Origin of the sequence: Streptomyces sp. L-9-10 (assembly GCF_004151105.1) — a bacterium.
Lineage (GTDB): Bacteria > Actinomycetota > Actinomycetes > Streptomycetales > Streptomycetaceae > Streptomyces.
Window position 1 is genome coordinate 1 of sequence record NZ_PHRF01000071.1, and the last position, 20,136, is coordinate 20,136.

Below are 20,136 nucleotides of genomic sequence, written 5' to 3' on the forward strand. Positions count from 1 at the left end.
CGCGACCGCCCCCCACCCAAACCTGGGATCGGTAGGTCCCCCCACCCCCCTAGCGTCCACCTCGACGGTCACACACCACGCCGCGGGAGGCAGTACGTCATGGGAATCTTCCGGAAGCGCAAAAGCCGCGAAGAGCGCGCCGCCGAGATCGCCAACAAGATGGCCAGTGGCAAGGGGTTCTACGGACGGACCACACGCGCGTTCGTCGGCCGCGAGGACTTCGCCAGTCTTCAGGGGTCGATCGGTGCGTACAACTCCACCGGCCACGTCCAGCAGTTGCTCGCCGCCGGCGCGCCCACCACGCTCGCCGTCGTCGTGTCGATCAGCGACACGGGCAAGCTCGTCAACTTCGATCCCATCGTGGACCTGGTCGTCCGGCCGGCCGGAGCCGCCGACCACATCGCGCTCCAGACCATCGTGTCGAAGCTCGCGATCCCGCGCACCGGCGACCAGGTCCTCCTGGTCGCCGACCCGTCGCGGCCCGGCGGCTTCCTCTACGCCGGGATGGTGTGACCGAGTCCGGGCCCCCCGGGGATCCTCCCCCGGGGACCCCTCGCACGGCCCCGAACCGGCCGAACCGGCCGAACCCCGTTCCTACAGGAACGAGTTGATCTGGATCGTTTCCGTACGGCCCGGACCCACGCCGATCGCCGAGATCGGCGCTCCCGACATCTCCTCCAGCGCCTTCACGTAATCCTGCGCGTTCTTCGGCAGGTCGGTGAAGGTCTTCGCCTTCGTGATGTCCTCCGACCAGCCGGGCAGGTACTCGTACACCGGCGTCGCGTGGTGGAAGTCCGTCTGGCTGTACGGGAGTTCCTCGACGCGCTTGCCGTCGATCTCGTACGCCACGCACACCGGGATCCGCTCCCAGCCGGTGAGCACGTCGAGCTTGGTGAGGAAGAAGTCCGTCAGGCCGTTGACCCGCGTCGCGTAGCGCGCGATCACCGCGTCGAACCAGCCGCAGCGGCGGTCGCGGCCCGTTGTGACGCCCCGCTCGCCGCCGATGCGGCGCAGCGCCTCGCCGTCCTCGTCGAACAGTTCCGTCGGGAACGGTCCGGCGCCGACGCGTGTCGTGTACGCCTTGAGGATGCCGATGACCCGGGTGATCTTCGTCGGCCCGACCCCCGCGCCCGTGCAGGCGCCGCCCGCCGTCGGGTTGGACGAGGTGACGAAGGGGTACGTGCCGTGGTCCACGTCGAGCAGCGTGCCCTGGCCGCCCTCGAAGAGGACGACCTTGCCCTCGTCGATGGCGTTGTTGAGGATCAGCGTCGTGTCCGCGACGTACGGCTTGAGCCGGCCGGCGAACGTCAGCAGTTCCTCGACGACCTTGCCGGACTCTATGGCGCGCCGGTTGAAGACCTTGGCGAGCAGCTGGTTCTTGGACTCCAGCGCCGCTTCGACCTTCTGCTCCAGGATCGACTCGTCGTAGAGGTCCTGGACGCGGATGCCGGTGCGGTTGATCTTGTCGGCGTAGGTCGGGCCGATGCCGCGGCCGGTCGTACCGATCTTCCGCTTGCCGAGGAACCGTTCCGTCACCTTGTCGACGGTGACGTTGTACGGCGTGATCAAGTGCGCGTTACCACTGATCAGTAGCTTGGATGTGTCGACACCGCGCTCGTTGAGCCCGCTCAGCTCGGAGAACAGGACAGCCGGGTCGACGACCACTCCGTTGCCGATCACCGGGGTACACCCCGGGGAGAGGATTCCGGAAGGGAGAAGGTGCAGTGCGTACTTCTGGTCGCCCACGACGACCGTGTGGCCGGCGTTGTTGCCGCCCTGATAGCGCACGACATAGTCCACGGACCCACCGAGCAGGTCGGTGGCCTTTCCCTTGCCTTCGTCACCCCACTGAGCACCGAGCAGCACAAGTGCGGGCACAGGCGTACACCCCTTCCGGGCGGGGCATGTCCAAGGTCAGGGGGCGCGCAAACGCCGTTCATACGGCGCGTGTACGCCATATCTACGCGTATGACATCGCACAACGTTGTACGACGCGGTCCTGACCGTCGAACCGGATGCCCCGGAATAGACGAAGCCCCTGGCGCAATAGCGCAAGGGGCTCTTGCACAAAGATGCTACCCGAGGAAGGACCGAGGTGTCGGCTCCAGAGCCCGCCGAGAACGGTGCGCAACAGCTTCTGGTGGTCATCGACCCCTTCGCCCGCAGGACCGACGGCGAATCGGTGCGGATCGCGAAGGACGTGCTGAGCGCGGGGGCGGGGGTGAAGCTGTGTCTGCCCGACGGCCCCGAGGAATTCGCGCGGGCGCTGGCCCGGCGGGGCAGCAGACGGCCCGTGGTCGTGGGCGACGACCGGGCGCTGCTGCGGACCGTCGCCCTCCTCCACCGGGAACGGGAGCTGGCCTCGGGCGCGCTGTCGCTGGTGCCGATCGGCGCTTCCGTGGAGCTGGCCCGTTCCCTGGGTGTGCCCACGGGCGCGGTGGCGGCGGCGCGTGCCGTGCTGGACGGCGCGGCGCGCCGGCTCGATCTGCTGGTGGACGACAGCGACGGGGTGGTGCTGGGGGATCTGCGGATCCCGGCGCTGCCCGCGGCGCGCGCGCCGGGCGCGGCCCCGGCGGCGGGGTCGGTCTGGCACACCTGCCGTTCCCTGGTCCGCACGCTCGTACGGCCGGTCCCGTATGTGTTTGCGGCACATACACACCATCGGCTGAGGGTGGAGGCGGACGGTGTGCTGCTGAACGATCTGGACGAGCCGGTCGAGGGCGTACGGGTGTCGTCCCGCGGGGGCCGCGCCGAGGTCGTGATCCGTACGCACGCCTCGGCCGAGCCGGTCCGCGCCAGCGCGCTGTCCGTCACGGTCTCGGGCGCGGACTTCCGCTACCGCGCGGACACCCGCGTCACGGGCCCCGTACGGACGCGGACCTGGACGCTCCGGCCGGGGGCGTGGCAGCTGACGCTTCCGACGGCGGCGGGCCCCGGCGCCGGGAGGGGGGCCGGAGCGGGGGCGGGCTCCAGGTAGTCTCGACCCCCGGTTCCGAGCCCGGGGGGGGCACATCAATGCGGGACAACGCGTCGCAGAACCCTGCGCTGGATGTCACGGACACGGCCGAGGCGCTGGCCGGCTACCGGGCGCGCGCCGGTACGTGGGCGCGCGCCGGTCTGGCCCTGCTGGTCGGCAGCGGGGCCATCGGCCTGATCGCGGCCGGCCGGGGCCTGGACGACGTGGTCGAGATGGTGCCGAATCTGCTGGCGCTGTCCCTGGCCGCGCTGGGTATGGGCCTCGTCTCCCTCCGGCTTTCCGGCCGGATGCGGCGCCACCTGGCGGCGGCCCCCTGGACCGTCTGCGTCGCCGTATCGGTCCCGCGCGGATGGCGGGCCGCGACGGTGGTGCTGCGGGACCCGGCGACCGGAGAGCTGTGGCCACTGACCGTGTGGGCGGTAGGGAGCCGCTACCAACCGGTCCGGCCCGCCCCGGGCGGCGTCCTGTGGTGGTGCGGCGACCCCCGGACCGGCGGGGTCATCGCGCCTCCGGGCGGTACGGAGCTGATCTGGACGCGAGCGGTACGGGGAAGCGGGGCGCGGCGGCGGGCCGTACAGCGGGCGCAGCGGGCCGGGCTGCTTGAGCAGCAGCTGCCGCACACGCGGTCGGACGTATCGCGCTGACGCTGACGGGTCTGGTGGGGGTGCCGTCAAACGCGCGTACCGGCCGGAACCCAGCGCCTGAGGCCCACGCCCGCCCGGCCGGGGACGACGCCCGCCGCCTCAGTCCCCGCGCGCGCTCCCGCCCCCGGCCTCCGCCGTGCGCCTGGTCTCCTGGTAGACCTTCCACCGGTCCATCAGCGCGAGCAGTTCCACCTGGAGGAACTCGAAGAACTCGACCGTCTCCGCCACCCGCGCCCCCGCCGGGGTGTCCCTGCCGAGCGTCGTGGCGCCGTCGCGCAGGGTGTTCTCCCAGCGGCTCAGGATGGAGTCGCGCTGGGCGAAGGTGGTGTACCAGAGCTCGTTGTGCAGCCGGTAGCGGTCGCGGCGTGAACCGGGGTCGCGCTCCCTGCCGACCATGCTGACCTGGGTCAGATAGCGGACGGCCCCCGAGACGGCCGCGGGACTGATCTGGAGCCGTTCGCTCAGTTCGGCGGAGGTCATGCTCGCGTCGTCCGAGCTGAGCAGTGCCGCGAAGACCCGGGAGGCCGTGCGCTGCATCCCGGCCTCGGTCATGTCGGCCGCGAAGCGCTCCACGAAGCGGGCCACGGCCTCCTCGTCACGGACCACGGCTTCCTCGTCGCGCCGCGTACCACCCGCGCCGGTGCTCCCGCTCGCACTCCCGCCCGTGCTCCCGCCCGCGTGCACGCCCTCGGTCCCGTTCGCGCCCCGGCGCTGGTCCTCGCTGCTCATCGGCCCATCGTCTCCCCTGCTCGGCGTCCACCTCGATCTTAACCCGAACCCTTTTTACGCTTCCTTAACTTCATAAGTTTGTGAAAGTAGCGTACGTTCCGAAGCATGACGAAGGCAATCACGGTCGCCGGACTGCACAAGTCGTTCGGCCGGACGCACGCGCTGGACGGCCTTGACCTCGCCGTCGAGGCCGGCGAGGTCCATGGCTTCCTCGGACCCAACGGAGCCGGCAAGTCCACCACCATCAGAGTGCTCCTCGGACTGCTGCGCGCCGACTCCGGCGCGGCCCAGCTGCTCGGCCGGGACCCGTGGAAGGACGCCGTCGAACTGCACCGGCGCGTCGCCTACGTACCCGGGGACGTGACCCTGTGGCGCAACCTCTCCGGCGGCGAGGTCATCGACCTGTACGGGCGGCTGCGCGGGGGCCTGGGCGCGGCCCGGCGGGCCGATCTCGTCGAGCGCTTCGAGCTGGACCCCACCAAGAAGGGGCGTACGTACTCCAAGGGCAACCGGCAGAAGGTCGCCCTCGTCGCCGCGTTCGCCTCGGACGTCGATGTGCTGATCCTCGACGAGCCGACCTCCGGGCTCGACCCGCTGATGGAGGAGGTCTTCCAGCGGTGTGTCGAGGAGGAGCGCGACCGGGGCAGGACCGTGCTCCTCTCCAGCCATGTGCTGAGCGAGGTCGAGGCGCTCTGCGACCGGGTGAGCATCATCCGCAAAGGCGTGACCGTCGAGTCCGGCTCGCTCTCCGAACTGCGTCATCTGACCCGTACGAGCGTGAGCGCGGAGCTGTCCTGCGAGCCGGACGGACTGGCCGGGCTCCCCGGCGTGCACGACCTCGACATCCAGGGGAAGCGCGTCAGGCTCCAGGTCGACACCGACAAGCTGGACGCTGTACTGCGCTCGCTCTCGGCATCGGGCATCCGTTCGCTGACCAGCACTCCGCCCACGCTGGAGGAGCTGTTCATGCGCCACTACGCGGCCGATGACGCGCCCGGGGCCGAAGGTGCCCACGCGGCCGATGAGGCCCACGCGGCCGGCGGGGCGGTCGCGTCATGACCACCGCCACCCTGGCCGTACCGGTGGCGCGCACCGGCGGCGGACGGCAGCTCGCCGGCACCGGAACGCTCCTGAGGCTCGCCCTGCGCCGGGACCGGATCATCCTGCCGGTGTGGGTGCTGGTGCTCGGCGCCTCGTACCTGTCCGTCACGCAGTCCGTCTCGACGCTGTACGACACGGACGCCGAGCGGGCCGGCCTCGTCCGGTCGATGTCCGCCAACGGCTCGCTGCGCGCCCTGTACGGACCCGTCTTCAGCGACTCCGTGGGCGGGCTCACCTCCTGGCGCATGGTCGCCTTCGGCGCCGCGCTCGCGGCGGTGATGAGCCTGGTCATCGTCGTACGGCACACCCGGGAGGAAGAGGAGACGGGCCGTCAGGAGATGCTCTCCTCGGCGATGGTCGGACGCCGGGCGCCACTGACCGCGGCGCTGCTCACGGCGCTGATCGCCAACGCCGCGCTGGTCCTGGCGGTCGCCGCCGGGCTCGTCGGCAACGGACAGAACGCCACCGGCGCGCTGGCGCTCGGCCTCGCGACCGGCGGGGTCGGCATGCTCTTCGCCTGCACCGCCGCCATCGCCGCGCAGATCACCGAGAACGCCCGGCTCGCGAAGGGGCTGACGGCCGCCGTCATCGGCGCCGCGTTCGTACTCAAAGCGGCGGGCGACGCGTCGGCCGACGACGGTTCGTCCCCGCTGACCTGGCTCTCCCCGATCGGCTGGGCCGAGAACGTACGCGCCTTCGCCGGCGAACGCTGGTGGGTGCTGCTGGTCCTGCTGGCCGCGATCGCCGTACAGGCGGTCCTCGCGTACACCCTGGCGGGCCGGCGCGACATCGGCATGAGCTTCTTCGCCGCGCGGCCGGGACCCGCGACGGGCACGCTCGCCACGGCGGGCGGGCTCGCGTGGCGCCTCCAGCGCGGCAGCGTGCTCGGCTGGGGAAGCGGCTTCCTGCTCGCCGGGATCATGTTCGGCGGCATCACCGACGGCGCGACGGAGCTGGTCGGCGACAACCAGCAGACCCAGGAGATCATCCAGCGGATGGGCGGCCAGCAGGGACTGACCGATGCCTTCCTCGCCGCGATGGTCGGCATGCTGGGGATGGTCGCGGCGCTGTACGTGGTCGCGTCGGTGCTGCGGCTGTACGGCGAGGAGACCGGCGGGCGCGCGGAACCGGTCCTCGCGGGCGCGGTCGGCCGGCTCCGCTGGGCCGCCGGGCATCTGGCGATCGCCTTCGGCGGCGCGGGCCTGATCATGGCGCTCGGCGGTCTCGGCCTGTTCCTCGGATACGGCGAGCGCTTCGCGGCCATCCTCGGCGCCACGCTGGTCCAGTTGCCCGCGATCTGGGTCCTGGGCGCGCTGGCGGTCCTGCTGTACGGCGTCGTCCCGAAGGCGGCCGTGGCGGCATGGGGCGTCGCGGGCCTGGCCCTGGCCCTGGGCTGGATCGGTCCGGTGCTGGATCTGCCGCAGTCGGTGATGAACCTGTCGCCGTTCGGACACCTGCCGAAGCTGCCGGGCGGGGAGATGGCGTGGACGCCGGTGGTGGTGCTGACGCTGCTGGCGGTGGCGCTGGTGGGGGCGGGACTGGCGGGGCTGCGGCGCCGCGACCTGCTGACCTGACCGGAGACGGGCATCGGCCCGCCTTGTCCACAGGCTGTGGACAAGGCGGGCCGATGTGTGCGCCGCGTGCGTCAGCGGACGTAGTTCTTCAATTCCTCGGTGTCGAGCTCGATGCCCACGGGGTCGGGAAGGACGACCTTCTTGCCGAAGTCCGCCACCTGGAGATAGCCGTAGCCGTCCGGCGCCGGATCGCTGTGCACGGTGACCGTGCAGTGGTCACGATCGATCAGCAGATACATCGGGATGCCCGCGGCGGCGTAGGCGGCGGGCTTCTCCTTACGGTCCCGCCGGTCCGTGTCCCAGTCGTACGACGTGACCTCGACCGTCATCACCACGCGCGCCGGGTCGGCCCAGTCTCCCTGCCCCGCGAAATTCCCCTCCGGGGCAAGAACGGCGTCGGGTTTGGCGCGGCCCTTGCGGTACGCCTCGACCAGTAGCCCCAACTCGCCCCCCGCATAAAGCCACAGGTCGGGCCGGACTCGCATGCAGCGCTGTTGCAGCCATCTGATGATCTCGCTGTGGTCGCCGTCCGTCACGCCCTTGAACCCGATCCGTCCGTTGATGAACTCCAACCTGACGGTGTCGGACTCCCTCTCGATGAGTGTGGCGATCCTCTCGAACTCCTCGACGGACATCTGGACCGCGCGCTCTGCCATAACTGTCATGGTGCACCTCCTGTCAGGCGGACACCAGCGTGACGTGACCCCGAGCGGACGAGACGGTTCCTTCCGGTGCGATCACCCGTGCGAGTGATCAAATGACCGGTACTCGCCAGCCCGGCCACGCGGCCCCCAGTATCAGGTCAGCCCGGCGTCGGCTCGCCTCAGCCCGGCGTCACCAGCCGCGCCTCGTACGCGAAGACCGCCGCCTGCGTACGGTCCCGCAGCCCCAGCTTCACCAGGATCCGGCTCACATGCGTCTTGATCGTGGACTCCGCGACCACCAGATTCTCGGCGATCTCCGCGTTGGACAGGCCCTGGGCGATCAGGACCAGGACCTCCGTCTCGCGCTCGGTGAGATCGCCGATCCGGGCCATCGCGGGGGCGCGCGGGGTCTCCGAGAGTTTCGAGAACTCCGTGATCAGGCGGCGGGTGACGGTCGGCGCGAGCAGCGCCTCGCCGGAGGCCACCACCCTTACGCCGTCGGCCAGTTGGCGGGCCGAGGCGTCCTTCAGCAGGAAGCCCGAGGCGCCGGCGCGCAGCGCCTGGTAGACGTACTCGTCAAGGTCGAAGGTGGTCAGCACCAGGACCTTCGCGTCGGCGTTCGCCGCGACGATCTCGCGGGTCGCCTCGATGCCGTTCAGCTCCGGCATGCGGATGTCCATCAGCACCACGTCGGGGTGGAGCGCGGCGACCTGGCCGACGGCCTCGCGGCCGTTCACCGCCTCGCCGATGACCTCGATGTCCGGCATCGCGTTCAGCAGCACCGAGAAGCCCTCGCGGACCATCACCTGATCGTCCACGATCAGTACCCGGATGGTCATGACGCGTCCCCGTCCTGCATGGCGGCCACCGGAATGAAGGCCGCGACCTCGTAGCCGCCGTCCTCCAGGAGGTCCGCGGTCATCTCACCGTTCAGCATCGTGACACGCTCCCGCATCCCCGTGATCCCGTGCCCCGAGCCGGGCGACGGTTTGACCAGGCCGCGCGGCGGGGTGTTCACGATCCGCAGGCCGAGGCCGCCCAGTACGTACGAGATCTCGACGCGCGCGGTCGAGCCCGGCGCGTGCCGGAGCGCGTTGCTCAGGGCTTCCTGGACGATGCGGTACGCCGACAGCTCCACGCCCTGGGGCAGCGTGCGGACGGATCCGGTGATCGTCTTCTCCACGGTCAGCCCGGCGTCCCGGACATTCCCGAGGAGCCCGTCGAGATCGGCCAGCGTGGGCTGCGGGGCGTCGGGGGCCTGGTAGTCCTCCGCCCGTACGACCCCGAGGACCCGGCGCAGCTCGGTCAGCGCGGCGACGGCGTTCTCCCGGATCGTGGCGAACGCCTGCTCCAGCTCCGGCGGCGGGTTCTCCACGCGGTACGGGGCGGCCTCGGCCTGGATCGCGACGACCGACATGTGGTGGGCGACCACATCGTGCAGCTCGCGGGCGATGGTGGTGCGCTCCTCCAGCAGCGTGCGCCGGTCGCGTTCGACGGCGGTGACGCTCTGCTGCGCGGCGACCTCCTGCCGCGCCTCCCGGCGGATGTGCAGCACGGTCACGATCAGCAGGATGATCGCGGAGAAGAAGAGCATCATCAGCGAGGTGGGGGCTCCGGACCCGTAACCACGGTTGAAGATGACCTCCATGAAGAAGGAGTACGCCGCCGTGGCCGCCCACATATAGGCGCCCGTGCGCGGGTGGGTACGGATCGCGGCCACCGTCAGCACGGTGAGATACCCGATGAAACTGGCGGCCCCCCATGGCCAGTTGTCATATCCCACGAGCCCCAGCAAGCCGCTGGCTCCCAGCGACAGCCACCAGGCGCCGACCGGCCTGGCCATGGTGAGCAGGACGGGAATCGCCGGAAGAAGGCCGATCACGGCGCCCTCTCTGGCGGCGCCGGCGAACAGCACCATCAGCGCGCACCCCACGATCACGGCGTGCGGGGTCCAGGCGGCGTACTCACGTATCCGGCCGGGCAGCCGACGGGTGATCGGGCCGTCGGTCCGCATCGGCTTGAGCGGACGGTAGGCGAAGGCATCGTGGAAGAGGTCCTCGCGCAGGCCGCTCATCAGTCCCGCAGCCAAGCGGATCTCAGGGCTCCGGGTCTTCCCGGTATCTGTCTCGGTCACGTTGCCACGGTAAGTGGAGGGAGGGACGGGGTCGTCACCAGCGAAGCGGATCCTTGCCCGTCCGTCCCAGGTACTACGGCGCGCACCCGGCTGTCACCAGGGAGGACGCGCCGATCGGTCACCAGGTACGACGCGACGACCGTGGCCGGACGCGGCCGGGGTCAGGCCCGGAACTCCGACGCGTGCTCCGCCGCCCACTCCGCGAACGTACGGGCCGGCCTGCCGGTGACCTCCTCGACCGTGCCGACCACCGTCCTGCCCTCGGGCGGGGTGTCCCGGTACACCATGATCAGGAAGTCGATCAGGTCCTCGGGATGGCCCGCCGCGCGCCACCGCTGCCTCGCCGTCTCCTCGCTCAGCTCCACGAGCGTGATCTCCCTGCCCCTGGCCGCCGCCAGCGCGTCCACCTTGTCCTGGAGGGTGAGCACCTCGGGCCCGGTGATCAGATACGTACGGGCCGCGTGCCCCTCCTCGGTGAGCGCGACCGCCGCGACCGCGCCGATGTCGGCCTCGTGGACCATGACGCTCAGCCGGCCGGTGAACGGCTCGCGCACGGTGTCCTCCGTACGGATCGCCTCGGCCCACTCCAGCGCGTTGGACATGAACTCGACGGGCTGCACCACGGTCCAGTCCAGCCCGCTCGCCTCGACGGCCCGCTGGAGCGGGGTCTCCTCGCCGCCGAAGAGGACGGTCACCCGCCGTACGCCGGCCTCCCGCGCCAGCTCCACGATCTCGGGCCCGGTCTCCAGCGACGCGAACGACGCCCCGCCGAAGGTGATCAGATGCAGCCCGGTGACACCGTCGAGGGCGGGGGCGAGGCTCGCGGGGTCGGTGAGGTCCCCGCGTACGACGTCGACGCCCGACGGGAAGCGGGAGAGAAGGCCGGTCCTCGCCTTCTCGGGGTCACGGGTGAGTGCGCGGACGGTGTGGCCGCGGCGGAGGAGTTCGGCGACGACCTGGCGGCCCACGGTTCCGGTGGCACCGGTCACGAGCACGGTCTGGCTGGTGTTCTTGGTCATGGGGAGACCGTAGGAAGAGTTGCGGTCGGTTTCTGTCCGCGTCTCCGGGGTCTCGCGGGCCTCCTGGTCCTTCCGGCGTACGGAGGACACACGTGCGGGAGGCACACGTGCGGGAGACACACACGTGCGGGAGACACGTCTGCGGGAGGCACACGTGCCGGTGACACGCATACGGGAGACACAGACACACGGCCTCACCAGGCGAGCTGGGCGATCTCCTCCGCCACCACCGCGCACGCGTCCGCCGCCGGGTCGATCAGCGGGAAGTGGCCGACCTCCTCCAGCAGCGTCAGCCCCACCATCTCGCCCGCGCGCCCGGCCGCGTCCACGAACGCCTCGGAGACCGTGTACGGCACGGTGACGTCCGTACGGCCCTGCACCACCGCCGTCGCGATCCCCGTCGGCAGCAGCACCGCCGGGTCCGCGCTCTCCCTGTGCCGCTTGAACTCTTCCTCGCCGCCGAGCAGTTGGACGATCGCCCCGCCGCACACATCCAGCTCCACGGCGCGTACGAGATCCGCGATCGGCGCCAGCGCGACGACCCCGCGCAGCGGCGGGGCCTCCGGCAGCCGCCACGGCGAGCCCACCGGCAGGACATGCCGCGCCGCCGCCCACAGCGCGAGATGGCCGCCCGCGGAGTGGCCGGTCAGCACGGTCCGCCGCGCGTCGGCCTGCGGCAGCGCGCCGGCGGCCAGCGCGGGCAGCGCGTCCATCGCCGCGGCCACGTCGTCGAACGTCTCGGGCCAGCGGCCCGCCAGTGCCGGCCCGCCGCCCTGCTGCGGGAGCCCGGGACCCCGCCGGTACTCGACATTGGCGACGGCGAATCCGCGCCGGGCCAGGAAGTCCGCGAAGGGGGTCAGATGCGCGCGGTCGTACGGCGCGCGCCAGGCGCCGCCGTGCAGAACGACGACCAGCGGCACCCGCTCCTGGTTGCCGCGGGGAGCGTAGAAGTCGATCACCTGATCAGGGTGCTCGCCGTACGCGGCGGTGGCATCGGGCCGGACGACCGGATGGGAGAAGACCGATTCGGTCTCTGCGGCGTCACGAGCGAGGGCATCGTGCGCGGCGGGGTCCGGCATCTTGCTCCAACCTTTCGGTACGGGGGCCGAATTGACCTGATCAGCCGGGACGCTATCAGCCCCGCGCGGGCCCGATCACCCCGATCCCCGGCGGCCGCACGGGCGACCGCCGGGACGCCGCGGCCCGGGTGTTGTGTCCGGTCGGGGGCTAGCCCTCGACCGGCACCTCCGTCAGGACCTCACCCAGAACCCTCGCCGCCCGTTCCGCGTCGGCGAAACGCGTATAGAGCGGGGTGAATCCGAAGCGCAGCACATCCGGCCTGCGCAGATCCCCGACGATCCCCCGGGCGATGAGCTCCGCCATGACGGCGGGCGCCTCGGCGCAGCGCAGCGCGATCTGGCTGCCGCGCTCGGCGTGCCCGGCGGGGGTGAGCGAACGGACCCGGTCCGGCGGCGCGTACGCCGCCACGCACTCCAGGAAGAAGTCCGTGAGCGCGAGGCTCTTCTCCCGTACCGCCGCCAGGCTCACCCCCTCCCAGACGTCGAGGGCCGCCTCCAGGGCGAGCATGGAGAGGATGTCGGGGGTGCCGACCCGGCCCCGTACCGCGCCCTCCGCCGCCGCGAAGTCCGCGGACATCGCGAACGGGTCGGTGTGCGAGTTCCAGCCGGGCAGCGGGGAGTCGAAGCGGGCCTGGTGGCGCTCGGCGACGTAGAGGAAGGCCGGCGAACCGGGCCCGCCGTTCAGGTACTTGTACGTGCAGCCCACCGCGAGGTCCACGCCGTGCGCGTCCAGCTCGACCGGCAGGGCGCCCGCGCTGTGGCAGAGGTCCCAGACGGCGAGCGCCCCGGCCTCGTGCGCGGCGGCGGTGATCCCGGGGAGGTCGTGCAGCCGGCCGGTCCGGAAGTCGACATGGTTGACGAGCACGACGGCGGTACGCGGTCCGAGGGCGCCGAGGAGGTTCTCCGGGTCGACGGGGACGATCGGCAGGCCGGTCATCCGGGCCGCGGACCGCGCGATGTATCCGTCCGTGGGGAAGGTCGTGGCGTCGACGAGGATCTCGTCCCTGGCCGGTTCCGCCGGGTCCAGGAGACGTACCGCGCCCACCACGGCCTTGAAGACATTGACGCTGGTGGAGTCGCCGACCACGATCCGGCCGGGCCCGGTGCCCACGAGGGGGGCGATCCGGTCGCCGATCCGCTCGGGCGCGGTCCACCAGCCGCTCTCCGTCCAGGAGCGGATACGCAGCTCGCCCCACTGACGGGTGATCACGTCCTGGACGCGCTCGGGGACATGGCGGGGCAGCGCGCCCAGCGAGTTCCCGTCGAGATAGACGGAGTCGTCCTGGAGGGCGAACAGCTCGCGCAGTCCGGCCAGTTCGTCGGCCGCGTCGAGCACCGCCGCCTGCACGGCGAGGGACTTGTCCGGGGACGCGTGGTGCTCGCGGGGGGTCGCGGCGGTCTCGTGTGACTCAGACATGGCTGCGCGCCGTCCACAGCTCGGGGAACACGTTCTTCGCGGCCCGCTTCTCCAGCCAGGCCACGCCCGCGGATCCGCCCGTACCGGTCTTGGAGCCCATCGCCCGCCGGGTCGCCACCAGATGGTCGTTGCGCCATCGCCACACCAGCTCGCCGACGTCCGTCAACGCCTCACCGAGCCCGACGAGTTCGGTGTGCTGATCGGGCTCGCCGTATATCCCGGCCCAGATCTCCTCGACCGCCGGCGACGGCTCGTACCGCCGCGCGAGATCGCGGTCGAGCACCTCCGCGGGCACCGGCAGCCCGCGCCTGGCGAGCAGCCGCAGGACCTCGTCGTACAGGCTGGGCTCCTGGAGCGCCTTCTCCAGCTCGGCGTGGACGCGCGGCGCGCCGCGGTGCGGGACGAGCATCGACGAGGACTTGTCGCCGAGCAGGAACTCCATGCGCCGGTACATCGCCGACTGGAAGCCGGAGCCCTCGCCGAGCGCGGCGCGGTACGAGTTGAACTGCGCGGGCGTCAGCCGGCCGAGCGGCTTCCAGGAGGCGTTGAGCGCTTCCAGCTCGTGCCCGGACCGCTTGAGCGCGTCGATCGCGACCGGGATCCGGTCCTCGCGCAGCGCGCGGGACGCGGTCTCCCACTCGTGGACGAGGACGGTGAACCACAGCTCCATGACCTGTGTGGTGACGAGGAAGACCATCTCTCCGGGGTCGTCGGAGCGCGGGTGCTGCAAATGGGTGAGGACGTCCGCCTGGACGTAGTCCTCGTACGGGGTGGTCCCGGCGAAGTCGAGGTTCGGGGCGTCCGAACCGGCTTCGGGGACATCGGGGGCGTGCGACATCTCTGTCTCCTCGATATGTGCTGCCGGGTAGCGGTCCGCCCCTTCCGTGTTGGTTACGGAGCCCCGGTCCCCTCCCGGCATCATAATCCGGGGTCAGAGTTCGGGGCCTGTGATGTACTTCCCGTTCTCGCCGTACGGCCAGGCGTTGGACGTGCAGCCGTCCAGGCCCTTGATCTGCTGCATCATCACGGGGGCGGGCCGGCCGGGGCCGGAGCAGCCCAGGTGCGTGCGCAGGCCGATCTCGTGGCCGACCTCGTGGTTGATGACCAGATGCCGGTACTCGGAGGCGGGCCCGTCGAACGTCGGGGACCCCAGGACCCAGCGCCGCAGATTGACCACGACGCCGTCCAGGGTCTCGCAGTTCAGCTCGCCGTGGGTGTTCAGTCCCTGGGCGCCGCAGAGCTTGTCGGCGGTGGCCGGGGTGGCGATACGGATGACGAAGTCGGCGTGCGCGGAGACGAGCTGGAAGGAGCCCCGGCCGTGCGCGGCCCAGCCGCGCGGATGGGCGAGTATCCGCTCGATCTCGGCCGCCGCCTCCTTCGCGGAGATGTCGATCCCGTCCTCGACCTGGACGCGGTAGCGGCGCAGTGGCCCGTCACCGACCGGCTCGCCGTGCGCCTGCGCGGTGGTGAAGGTGCCGGGGCCCGAGGCGGGGACATGAGGCGACACCTTCGGAGATTTCTCCGCGGCGGGCTTGCTGGCCTTGCCGGGCTTGGCGGGCGTCAGGGACGGGGACGGGGGCGGCGGCTTCGGGGGCGGCGCGACGGGGGACGCGGTGATCACGTCGGCGGTCGTGGTGGCCGCGCTGTCCCCCGTATCGCCGCCCCGCCAGGACGCGAGAGCGGCGCCCGCGCCGACGAGTACGGCGACCAGGCCCAGCCCCGCGGGCACCAGCCGGGCGAGCGGACGGCCATGACCGCGGCGTCTCCCGCGCACGCGGGCACGGACGCGGTCACGACCACGGCGGCCTATTCGGCGGGCGGCGGCACGCTTTCCCAAAACGGACTTCTCCCCTGGTGCGACCGGCTTGGGGGGAGAGGCGCGGGTGGGGGCCTCTGTGCCGGGGCGGGCTGATGATCTGCGGCGCGTGCGATCGATCAAGATCGAAGGCCCGCGCCCTGGATGACGGGCGGGGCCTTCGATGGGTTCCGTTTCGGGACGATCAGCGGCGGTCAGCCGCGATCAGCCTCCGTCGGCCGTTGTCGGCCGCGAGAGAACAGGGGTGGCGTGCCGGTCAGCCGAGGGTGTCGGCCGCGAGCGGCGAGGAGTCGCGCAGGAACGTCGCGCAGCGCTCGTACTCGTCCTGCTCCCCGATCGCCTGCGCGGCGCGGGCGAGCCCGTGCAGGGCACGCAGGAAGCCGCGGTTCGGCTCGTGCTCCCACGGCACCGGACCGTGCCCCTTCCAACCGCTGCGCCTCAGGGAGTCGAGCCCGCGGTGGTAACCGGTCCTGGCGTACGCGTACGACTCGACGACGCGGCCGTCCTCGAACGCGCCGTCGGCGAGCTGTGCCCAGGCCAGCGAGGATGTCGGATATTTCGCGGCGACGTCGGCGGGCGGCGTGCCGTTCGCGAGCAGCTCACGCGGCTCGGGATCATCGGGCAACTGGGTGGGGGGCGGTCCCCCCAGGAGGTTTTCATGGATGGCCATACCTACAGTCTGCCTTGCCCCGGCCCGGTGGACCCCGCTTCCCCGGCTCCGCCCGAACCCCCGCTCGAACCGCCACCGGATCCGCCACCGCCGCCGGGCCCACCGCCCGGTCCTCCGCTCGTACCTCCGCCTGTCCCAGCGCCCGGTCCTCCGCTCGCACCTCCGCCGGGCCAACCGCCGCCTCCGGCCGTCCCGCCCCCGCTCCCGCCGGCCCCCGCCTCCCCTGCCAGCTGCTCCAGAGGCGGTGCGGACAGCCCGCAGTTCACCCGGCACTCGGGCTCGGTCCGGCCGGCCGCCGCCTTCGGCGTACGTACCGCCGCCCACGCGATCAGCGCGCCCACCACCAGCACCCCCGCGCAGATCGGCATCGCACGGTGGAAAGTGGCGTCGAACGCCGTCGCCGAGCGGTACGCCTCCGGGCCCGTGCCCGTCAGCAGCGGCAGGGCGGCGACCGCGAGCAGGCCCGCCGCGCGGGCCGCCGCGTTGTTGATGCCGCTGGCCAGACCCGCACGCGTGTTGTCCACGGAGGCCAGCACCGTCGCCGTCAGCGGCGCGACCAGCGTCACCATCCCCATCCCCATCACCACCAGCGCGGGCAGCACATCCGCGAGATACGAGGAGCCCAGGCCCACCCGCAGCATCAGCAGCAGCCCCGCCGCGCACAGCAGCGGCCCCACGGTGAGCGGGATCCGCGGGCCGATCCGCTCCGCCAGCGCCCCCGAGCGCGCGGAGAACAGCAGCATCAGCACGGTCGTCGGCAGCAGGGCTGCCCCCGCGCCCAGCGCCGAGTACCCGACGACCACCTGGAGCTGGAGCGCGGCCAGGAAGAAGAACCCTCCGAACCCGGCGTAGACGCAGAGCGTCACCAGATTCACCGAGGTGAACTGGCGGGACGCGAAGATCGACAGCGGCAGCATCGGGTCCGGCCTGCGCCGCTCGACCAGCACGAAGACCACCGCGACCAGTACCCCCGCCACCCCCGACCAGACATCCTTGCCGATCAGCGCGTAGGTGATCAGCGCCAGCGCCGCCGCTCCGAGGAACGCGCCCAGCACATCGAACCGGCCGTGGTGCGCCGGATCCCGGGTCTCCGGTACGTGCCGCAGGGCCACCGGCACGCACAGCGCGGCCAGCGGCACATTGATCAGGAACACCCAGCGCCAGCCGGGACCGTCGACCAGCCAGCCGCCGAGAAACGGACCGATCGCCGCACCGACCCCGCCGAGCCCCGACCACACCCCGACGGCCCGTGCGCGGTCGTCCGGATGGAAGCTCGACTGGATGATCGCGAGCGAGCCCGGTACGAGCAGCGCCCCGCCCACGCCCTGGAGCGCGCGGGCGACGATCAGCACGAGGGCGTTCGGCGCGATCCCGCACAGCAGCGAGCCGCACGCGAACCAGATGATCCCGATCACGAAGATCCGCCGTCGGCCATACCGGTCGCCGAGCGACCCGCCCAGCAGGATGAGCCCGGCCAGCGTGAGCATGTACGCGTTGACGGTCCACTGGAGGTCCGCGAGATCCGCGTTGAGGGAGTCCCCGATGTGCGGCAGCGCGACATTGACGACGGTCGAGTCCAGCAGGGCCATGGTGGAGCCGAGCACCGTCGTCAGAATGACCCAACGCCCCTTGGCGGAGGACAGCCTGATGTCCATACGGGGATCATCCTCGCCCGGAAGCCCGGTGGCGACCCGGCGAACGCCATGGCAAGGGCCCGGCACCGTGATGGGTGCCGGGCCCGCCGTGCGAGTCCGCCGTACGCGGGATACCGCTCCCGCGCGTTACTTCAGCTTGGTGCCCGTGGAACGCAGCGCGCCGCACGCCTCGGTGACACGCTTGGCCATGCCGGCCTCGGCCAGCTTGCCCCAGGTCCGCGGGTCGTAGGTCTTCTTGGAACCGACCTCGCCGTCGACCTTCAGCACGCCGTCGTAGTTCTTCAGCATGTGGTCCGCGACGGGCCGCGTGAAGGCGTACTGGGTGTCGGTGTCGAGGTTCATCTTCACGACGCCGTTCTCCAGCGCGGTGGCGATCTCCTCGGCCGTGGAGCCGGAACCGCCGTGGAAGACGAAGTCGAAGGGCTGGCTGCCGGCGGCCCTGCCGTACTTCGCGGCCACGCCGTCCTGGAGGTCCTTGAGCAGCTCGGGGCGGAGCACGACATTGCCCGGCTTGTAGACGCCGTGGACATTGCCGAAGGACGCGGCCAGCAGGTAGCGGCCCTTCTCACCGAGGCCGAGGGCCTCGGCGGTGCGCAGCGCGTCGTCGACGGTGGTGTACAGCTCGTCGTTGATCTCGTGGCTGACGCCGTCCTCCTCGCCGCCGGTCGGGGTGATCTCGACCTCAAGGATGATCTTGGCGGCGGCGGCCTTGGCGAGCAGCTCCTCGCCGATGGCCAGGTTGTCGGCGAGGGTCTCGGCGGAGCCATCCCACATGTGCGACTGGAAGAGCGGGTTGCGGCCGGCGGCGACACGCTCGGCGGAGATGTCGAGCAGCGGACGGACGTAGGCGTCCAGCTTGTCCTTGGGACAGTGGTCCGTGTGCAGCGCGACGGTGATGTCGTACTTCGCGGCGACGATGTGCGCGAACTCGGCGAGGGCGACCGCACCGGTCACCATGTCCTTGTTGTACTGGCCGCCCAGGAACTCCGCACCACCGGTGGACATCTGGATGATGCCGTCGCTCTCGGCCTCCGCGAAGCCACGCAGTGCGGCGTGCAGGGTCTGGGAGGAGGTCACATTGATGGCCGGGTAGGCGAACTTGCCTGCCTTCGCCCGATCGAGCATCTCGGCGTAGACCTCGGGGGTTGCGATGGGCATCGGGCCGCTCCTTGTGATGTGCGGGTGAGAGGTGCTTGTCCCTGACCTGGGGGCGACGTCATCGTCACCCCCATCTTTCCAGACTCCTGTACGGACTCCACCCGGGTCCCGGCTGTTTCACGTGAAACGGCCGGGACCCGACGGAAAAGCCGGCTCAGCCGAGGCCGAGTTCATCCAGCGCGTAGACATTGAGGTACGGAAGCCCCGCCTCCGCGATCGCCGGAGCGGCCCCCCGCTCCACGATCACCGCGACCGCGACGACCTCGCCGCCGGCCTCACGTACCGCCTCGACCGCCGTCAGCGGCGAGCCGCCCGTGGTCGAGGTGTCCTCGACCACCAGACAGCGGCGTCCCTTGACCTCCGTACCCTCGATCCGGCGCTGGAGGCCATGCGCCTTCTGCGCCTTGCGCACGACGAACGCGTCGAGCCGCTGCCCGCGCGCGGCGGCGGCGTGCAGCATCGATGTCGCCACCGGGTCGGCGCCGAGCGTCAGCCCGCCGACGCAGTCGAAGTCCAGATCGGCGGTGGCGTCGAGCATGACCTGACCGACCAGCGGTGCGGCATGACCGTCCAGCGTGATCCGGCGCAGGTCGATGTACCAGTCGGCCTCAAGCCCCGAGGAGAGGGTCACCCTGCCGTGCACCACGGCCTTGTCCTTGATCAGTTGCAGCAGCTCAGCCCGTACGTCAGTCATGGCCATGAGCTTAAGTGTTCTCCTCAGAGTCGCTGCCAGCGCCAGGTCGCGGCGATCTCCAGCGGCTCCACGGGGGTGACCAGCCGGGGCGCCGTATTGAGCCCGTTCGGCGGGCCCGACTGCGGCTCCACACAGACCGCCTCCGCCTGCTCGTCGTAGACGACGACCCACTCGGCGCGGCTCGTGATCTTCAGCTCCAGCTGCTCGGGCCAGGTCAGGGTCACATCGACACCGTCGGGCATCCCGAAGCAGTCGTCCCACGGCCCGGGGCGCGGTGTGATCCGGCGGCCGGTGGGCAGATGGTCGGCTCCGCGCTCCTCCTGCCAGGCCGGGTCGAAGTCGACGCGCGCGTCGCTCTCTCCCAGATTGCGCAGAAACCACGGGTGCCAGCCGGCCTGCGCCGGGAAGGACGTGTCGTACGTCTCCACCCCGAGCCCGAGCGTCAGCGCGTCCTCGGTCAGCTCGAAGGTCTGGGTCACCCTGCCGCTGTACGGCCAGGGATCGACGAGGTCATACGTGAACACCGCCTCGCTCCCGGCCACCCGCGCGGTACGCCAGGCCGTGTCCCGGCCGGTGCCATGGATCGCGTGCGGCGGGGAGTTGAGCGGCATCTGATGGACGACCCCGCCGTTACGGAACTGGCCGTTCTCGATCCGCCCGCACCACGGCACCATCGGGAAGCAGCCGTACCGCTCGCCCTGGCGCAGCAGTTCGGTCCCGCCGATGCGCAGACTGCTGATCCGGCAGCCGTTCGCCGGAGTGATGGTCAACTCGGCGTCGCCCGCCGCCAGTCGGATGCTCTCTTCGCTGCTACTCACACCACGA

20 protein-coding genes are annotated in these 20,136 nt (G+C 71.3%); 5 read left to right on the forward strand and 15 right to left on the reverse strand.

The genetic code is table 11. From position 1 onward, the window contains the following. Positions 1-99: 99 nt before the first annotated feature. Positions 100-513, forward strand: coding sequence for a hypothetical protein (locus CU044_RS18785; protein ID WP_129769887.1), 414 nt, complete (start codon positions 100-102; stop codon positions 511-513). 81 nt (positions 514-594) lie between these two features. Here CU044_RS18785 and CU044_RS18790 read toward each other — a convergent pair whose 3' ends face one another. Next, on the reverse strand, positions 595-1,878 hold the full coding sequence (locus tag CU044_RS18790) for an adenylosuccinate synthase (RefSeq protein WP_129769888.1): 1,284 nt from the start codon (positions 1,876-1,878) through the stop codon (positions 595-597). 217 nt (positions 1,879-2,095) lie between these two features. On the opposite strand from CU044_RS18790, the gene CU044_RS18795 reads away from it, so the two are divergent. Both CU044_RS18795 and CU044_RS18800 read left to right on the forward strand, forming a co-directional pair. Then, complete coding sequence (locus tag CU044_RS18795; RefSeq protein WP_129769889.1) at positions 2,096-2,977, forward strand: diacylglycerol kinase; 882 nt, start codon at positions 2,096-2,098, stop codon at positions 2,975-2,977. Between the two features lie 38 nt (positions 2,978-3,015). Then, positions 3,016-3,621 (forward strand): hypothetical protein, encoded by a 606-nt coding sequence (locus tag CU044_RS18800; protein ID WP_129769890.1) that lies wholly within the window; start codon positions 3,016-3,018, stop codon positions 3,619-3,621. Positions 3,622-3,720: 99 nt separating this feature from the next. Here CU044_RS18800 and CU044_RS18805 read toward each other — a convergent pair whose 3' ends face one another. Beyond that, on the reverse strand, positions 3,721-4,173 hold the full coding sequence (locus CU044_RS18805) for a MarR family transcriptional regulator (protein ID WP_240045687.1): 453 nt from the start codon (positions 4,171-4,173) through the stop codon (positions 3,721-3,723). 282 nt (positions 4,174-4,455) lie between these two features. Here CU044_RS18805 and CU044_RS18810 point away from each other — a divergent pair, with 282 nt between their 5' ends. Both CU044_RS18810 and CU044_RS18815 read left to right on the forward strand, forming a co-directional pair. Next, positions 4,456-5,409, forward strand: coding sequence for an ABC transporter ATP-binding protein (locus CU044_RS18810; protein ID WP_240045681.1), 954 nt, complete (start codon positions 4,456-4,458; stop codon positions 5,407-5,409). Next, positions 5,406-7,025 carry an ABC transporter permease gene (locus tag CU044_RS18815; RefSeq protein ID WP_129769892.1) on the forward strand — a complete coding sequence of 540 codons (1,620 nt, stop codon included), beginning with the start codon at positions 5,406-5,408 and terminating at the stop codon, positions 7,023-7,025. Before CU044_RS18810 ends, CU044_RS18815 begins: the two co-directional genes overlap by 4 nt. A 71-nt stretch (positions 7,026-7,096) precedes the next feature. Here the strand turns inward: CU044_RS18815 and CU044_RS18820 are convergent, their stop codons facing one another. From CU044_RS18820 to CU044_RS18880, 13 genes are all read right to left on the reverse strand, one after another. Next, positions 7,097-7,690, reverse strand: coding sequence for a Uma2 family endonuclease (locus tag CU044_RS18820; protein ID WP_129769893.1), 594 nt, complete (start codon positions 7,688-7,690; stop codon positions 7,097-7,099). 158 nt (positions 7,691-7,848) lie between these two features. After that, positions 7,849-8,508, reverse strand: coding sequence for a response regulator transcription factor (locus CU044_RS18825; RefSeq protein ID WP_129769894.1), 660 nt, complete (start codon positions 8,506-8,508; stop codon positions 7,849-7,851). Further along, positions 8,505-9,743, reverse strand: a complete 1,239-nt coding sequence (locus CU044_RS18830; protein WP_129769926.1) for a histidine kinase — start codon at positions 9,741-9,743, stop codon at positions 8,505-8,507. Before CU044_RS18830 ends, CU044_RS18825 begins: the two co-directional genes overlap by 4 nt. A gap of 221 nt (positions 9,744-9,964) precedes the next feature. Next, complete coding sequence (locus tag CU044_RS18835) at positions 9,965-10,822, reverse strand: NmrA family NAD(P)-binding protein (RefSeq protein WP_129769895.1); 858 nt, start codon at positions 10,820-10,822, stop codon at positions 9,965-9,967. Positions 10,823-11,016: 194 nt separating this feature from the next. Beyond that, positions 11,017-11,901 (reverse strand): alpha/beta hydrolase, encoded by an 885-nt coding sequence (locus CU044_RS18840; RefSeq protein WP_129769896.1) that lies wholly within the window; start codon positions 11,899-11,901, stop codon positions 11,017-11,019. Positions 11,902-12,049: 148 nt separating this feature from the next. Next, the gene (gene kynU / locus CU044_RS18845; RefSeq protein ID WP_129769897.1) at positions 12,050-13,318 is read right to left on the reverse strand and encodes a kynureninase; all 1,269 of its coding nucleotides are present in this window, start codon (positions 13,316-13,318) and stop codon (positions 12,050-12,052) included. Further along, positions 13,311-14,156 (reverse strand): tryptophan 2,3-dioxygenase family protein, encoded by an 846-nt coding sequence (locus CU044_RS18850; protein ID WP_129769898.1) that lies wholly within the window; start codon positions 14,154-14,156, stop codon positions 13,311-13,313. Before CU044_RS18850 ends, kynU begins: the two co-directional genes overlap by 8 nt. Positions 14,157-14,249: 93 nt before the next feature. Beyond that, the gene (locus tag CU044_RS18855) at positions 14,250-15,092 is read right to left on the reverse strand and encodes a DUF3152 domain-containing protein (protein WP_240045684.1); all 843 of its coding nucleotides are present in this window, start codon (positions 15,090-15,092) and stop codon (positions 14,250-14,252) included. A gap of 298 nt (positions 15,093-15,390) precedes the next feature. After that, positions 15,391-15,804, reverse strand: a complete 414-nt coding sequence (locus CU044_RS18860) for a DUF3151 domain-containing protein (RefSeq protein ID WP_129769900.1) — start codon at positions 15,802-15,804, stop codon at positions 15,391-15,393. A gap of 2 nt (positions 15,805-15,806) precedes the next feature. After that, a complete protein-coding gene (locus CU044_RS18865; RefSeq protein ID WP_129769901.1) occupies positions 15,807-17,459 on the reverse strand; it encodes an MFS transporter in 1,653 nt (550 codons plus the stop codon). 126 nt (positions 17,460-17,585) lie between these two features. Continuing rightward, positions 17,586-18,617: a class II fructose-bisphosphate aldolase gene (gene fbaA / locus CU044_RS18870; protein ID WP_129769902.1), complete on the reverse strand. Its 1,032-nt coding sequence runs from the start codon at positions 18,615-18,617 to the stop codon at positions 17,586-17,588. A gap of 154 nt (positions 18,618-18,771) precedes the next feature. Further along, on the reverse strand, positions 18,772-19,311 hold the full coding sequence (pyrE, locus tag CU044_RS18875) for an orotate phosphoribosyltransferase (RefSeq protein ID WP_129769903.1): 540 nt from the start codon (positions 19,309-19,311) through the stop codon (positions 18,772-18,774). A gap of 23 nt (positions 19,312-19,334) precedes the next feature. Continuing rightward, positions 19,335-20,129 (reverse strand): aldose 1-epimerase, encoded by a 795-nt coding sequence (locus CU044_RS18880; RefSeq protein ID WP_129769904.1) that lies wholly within the window; start codon positions 20,127-20,129, stop codon positions 19,335-19,337. Positions 20,130-20,136: the final 7 nt, after the last annotated feature.

Coding starts and splice junctions, on each gene's coding strand:
- CU044_RS18810 (WP_240045681.1), top strand. CDS start 4,456: ATGACGAAGGCAATCACGGTCGCCGGACTGCACAAGTCGTTCGGCCGG.
- CU044_RS18820 (WP_129769893.1), bottom strand. CDS start 7,690: ATGACAGTTATGGCAGAGCGCGCGGTCCAGATGTCCGTCGAGGAGTTC.
- CU044_RS18850 (WP_129769898.1), bottom strand. CDS start 14,156: ATGTCGCACGCCCCCGATGTCCCCGAAGCCGGTTCGGACGCCCCGAAC.
- CU044_RS18825 (WP_129769894.1), bottom strand. CDS start 8,508: ATGACCATCCGGGTACTGATCGTGGACGATCAGGTGATGGTCCGCGAG.
- CU044_RS18840 (WP_129769896.1), bottom strand. CDS start 11,901: ATGCCGGACCCCGCCGCGCACGATGCCCTCGCTCGTGACGCCGCAGAG.
- kynU (WP_129769897.1), bottom strand. CDS start 13,318: ATGTCTGAGTCACACGAGACCGCCGCGACCCCCCGCGAGCACCACGCG.
- pyrE (WP_129769903.1), bottom strand. CDS start 19,311: ATGACTGACGTACGGGCTGAGCTGCTGCAACTGATCAAGGACAAGGCC.
- CU044_RS18830 (WP_129769926.1), bottom strand. CDS start 9,743: ATGAGCGGCCTGCGCGAGGACCTCTTCCACGATGCCTTCGCCTACCGT.
- CU044_RS18800 (WP_129769890.1), top strand. CDS start 3,016: ATGCGGGACAACGCGTCGCAGAACCCTGCGCTGGATGTCACGGACACG.
- CU044_RS18815 (WP_129769892.1), top strand. CDS start 5,406: ATGACCACCGCCACCCTGGCCGTACCGGTGGCGCGCACCGGCGGCGGA.
- CU044_RS18785 (WP_129769887.1), top strand. CDS start 100: ATGGGAATCTTCCGGAAGCGCAAAAGCCGCGAAGAGCGCGCCGCCGAG.
- CU044_RS18805 (WP_240045687.1), bottom strand. CDS start 4,173: ATGACCGAGGCCGGGATGCAGCGCACGGCCTCCCGGGTCTTCGCGGCA.
- CU044_RS18860 (WP_129769900.1), bottom strand. CDS start 15,804: ATGGCCATCCATGAAAACCTCCTGGGGGGACCGCCCCCCACCCAGTTG.
- fbaA (WP_129769902.1), bottom strand. CDS start 18,617: ATGCCCATCGCAACCCCCGAGGTCTACGCCGAGATGCTCGATCGGGCG.
- CU044_RS18865 (WP_129769901.1), bottom strand. CDS start 17,459: ATGGACATCAGGCTGTCCTCCGCCAAGGGGCGTTGGGTCATTCTGACG.
- CU044_RS18835 (WP_129769895.1), bottom strand. CDS start 10,822: ATGACCAAGAACACCAGCCAGACCGTGCTCGTGACCGGTGCCACCGGA.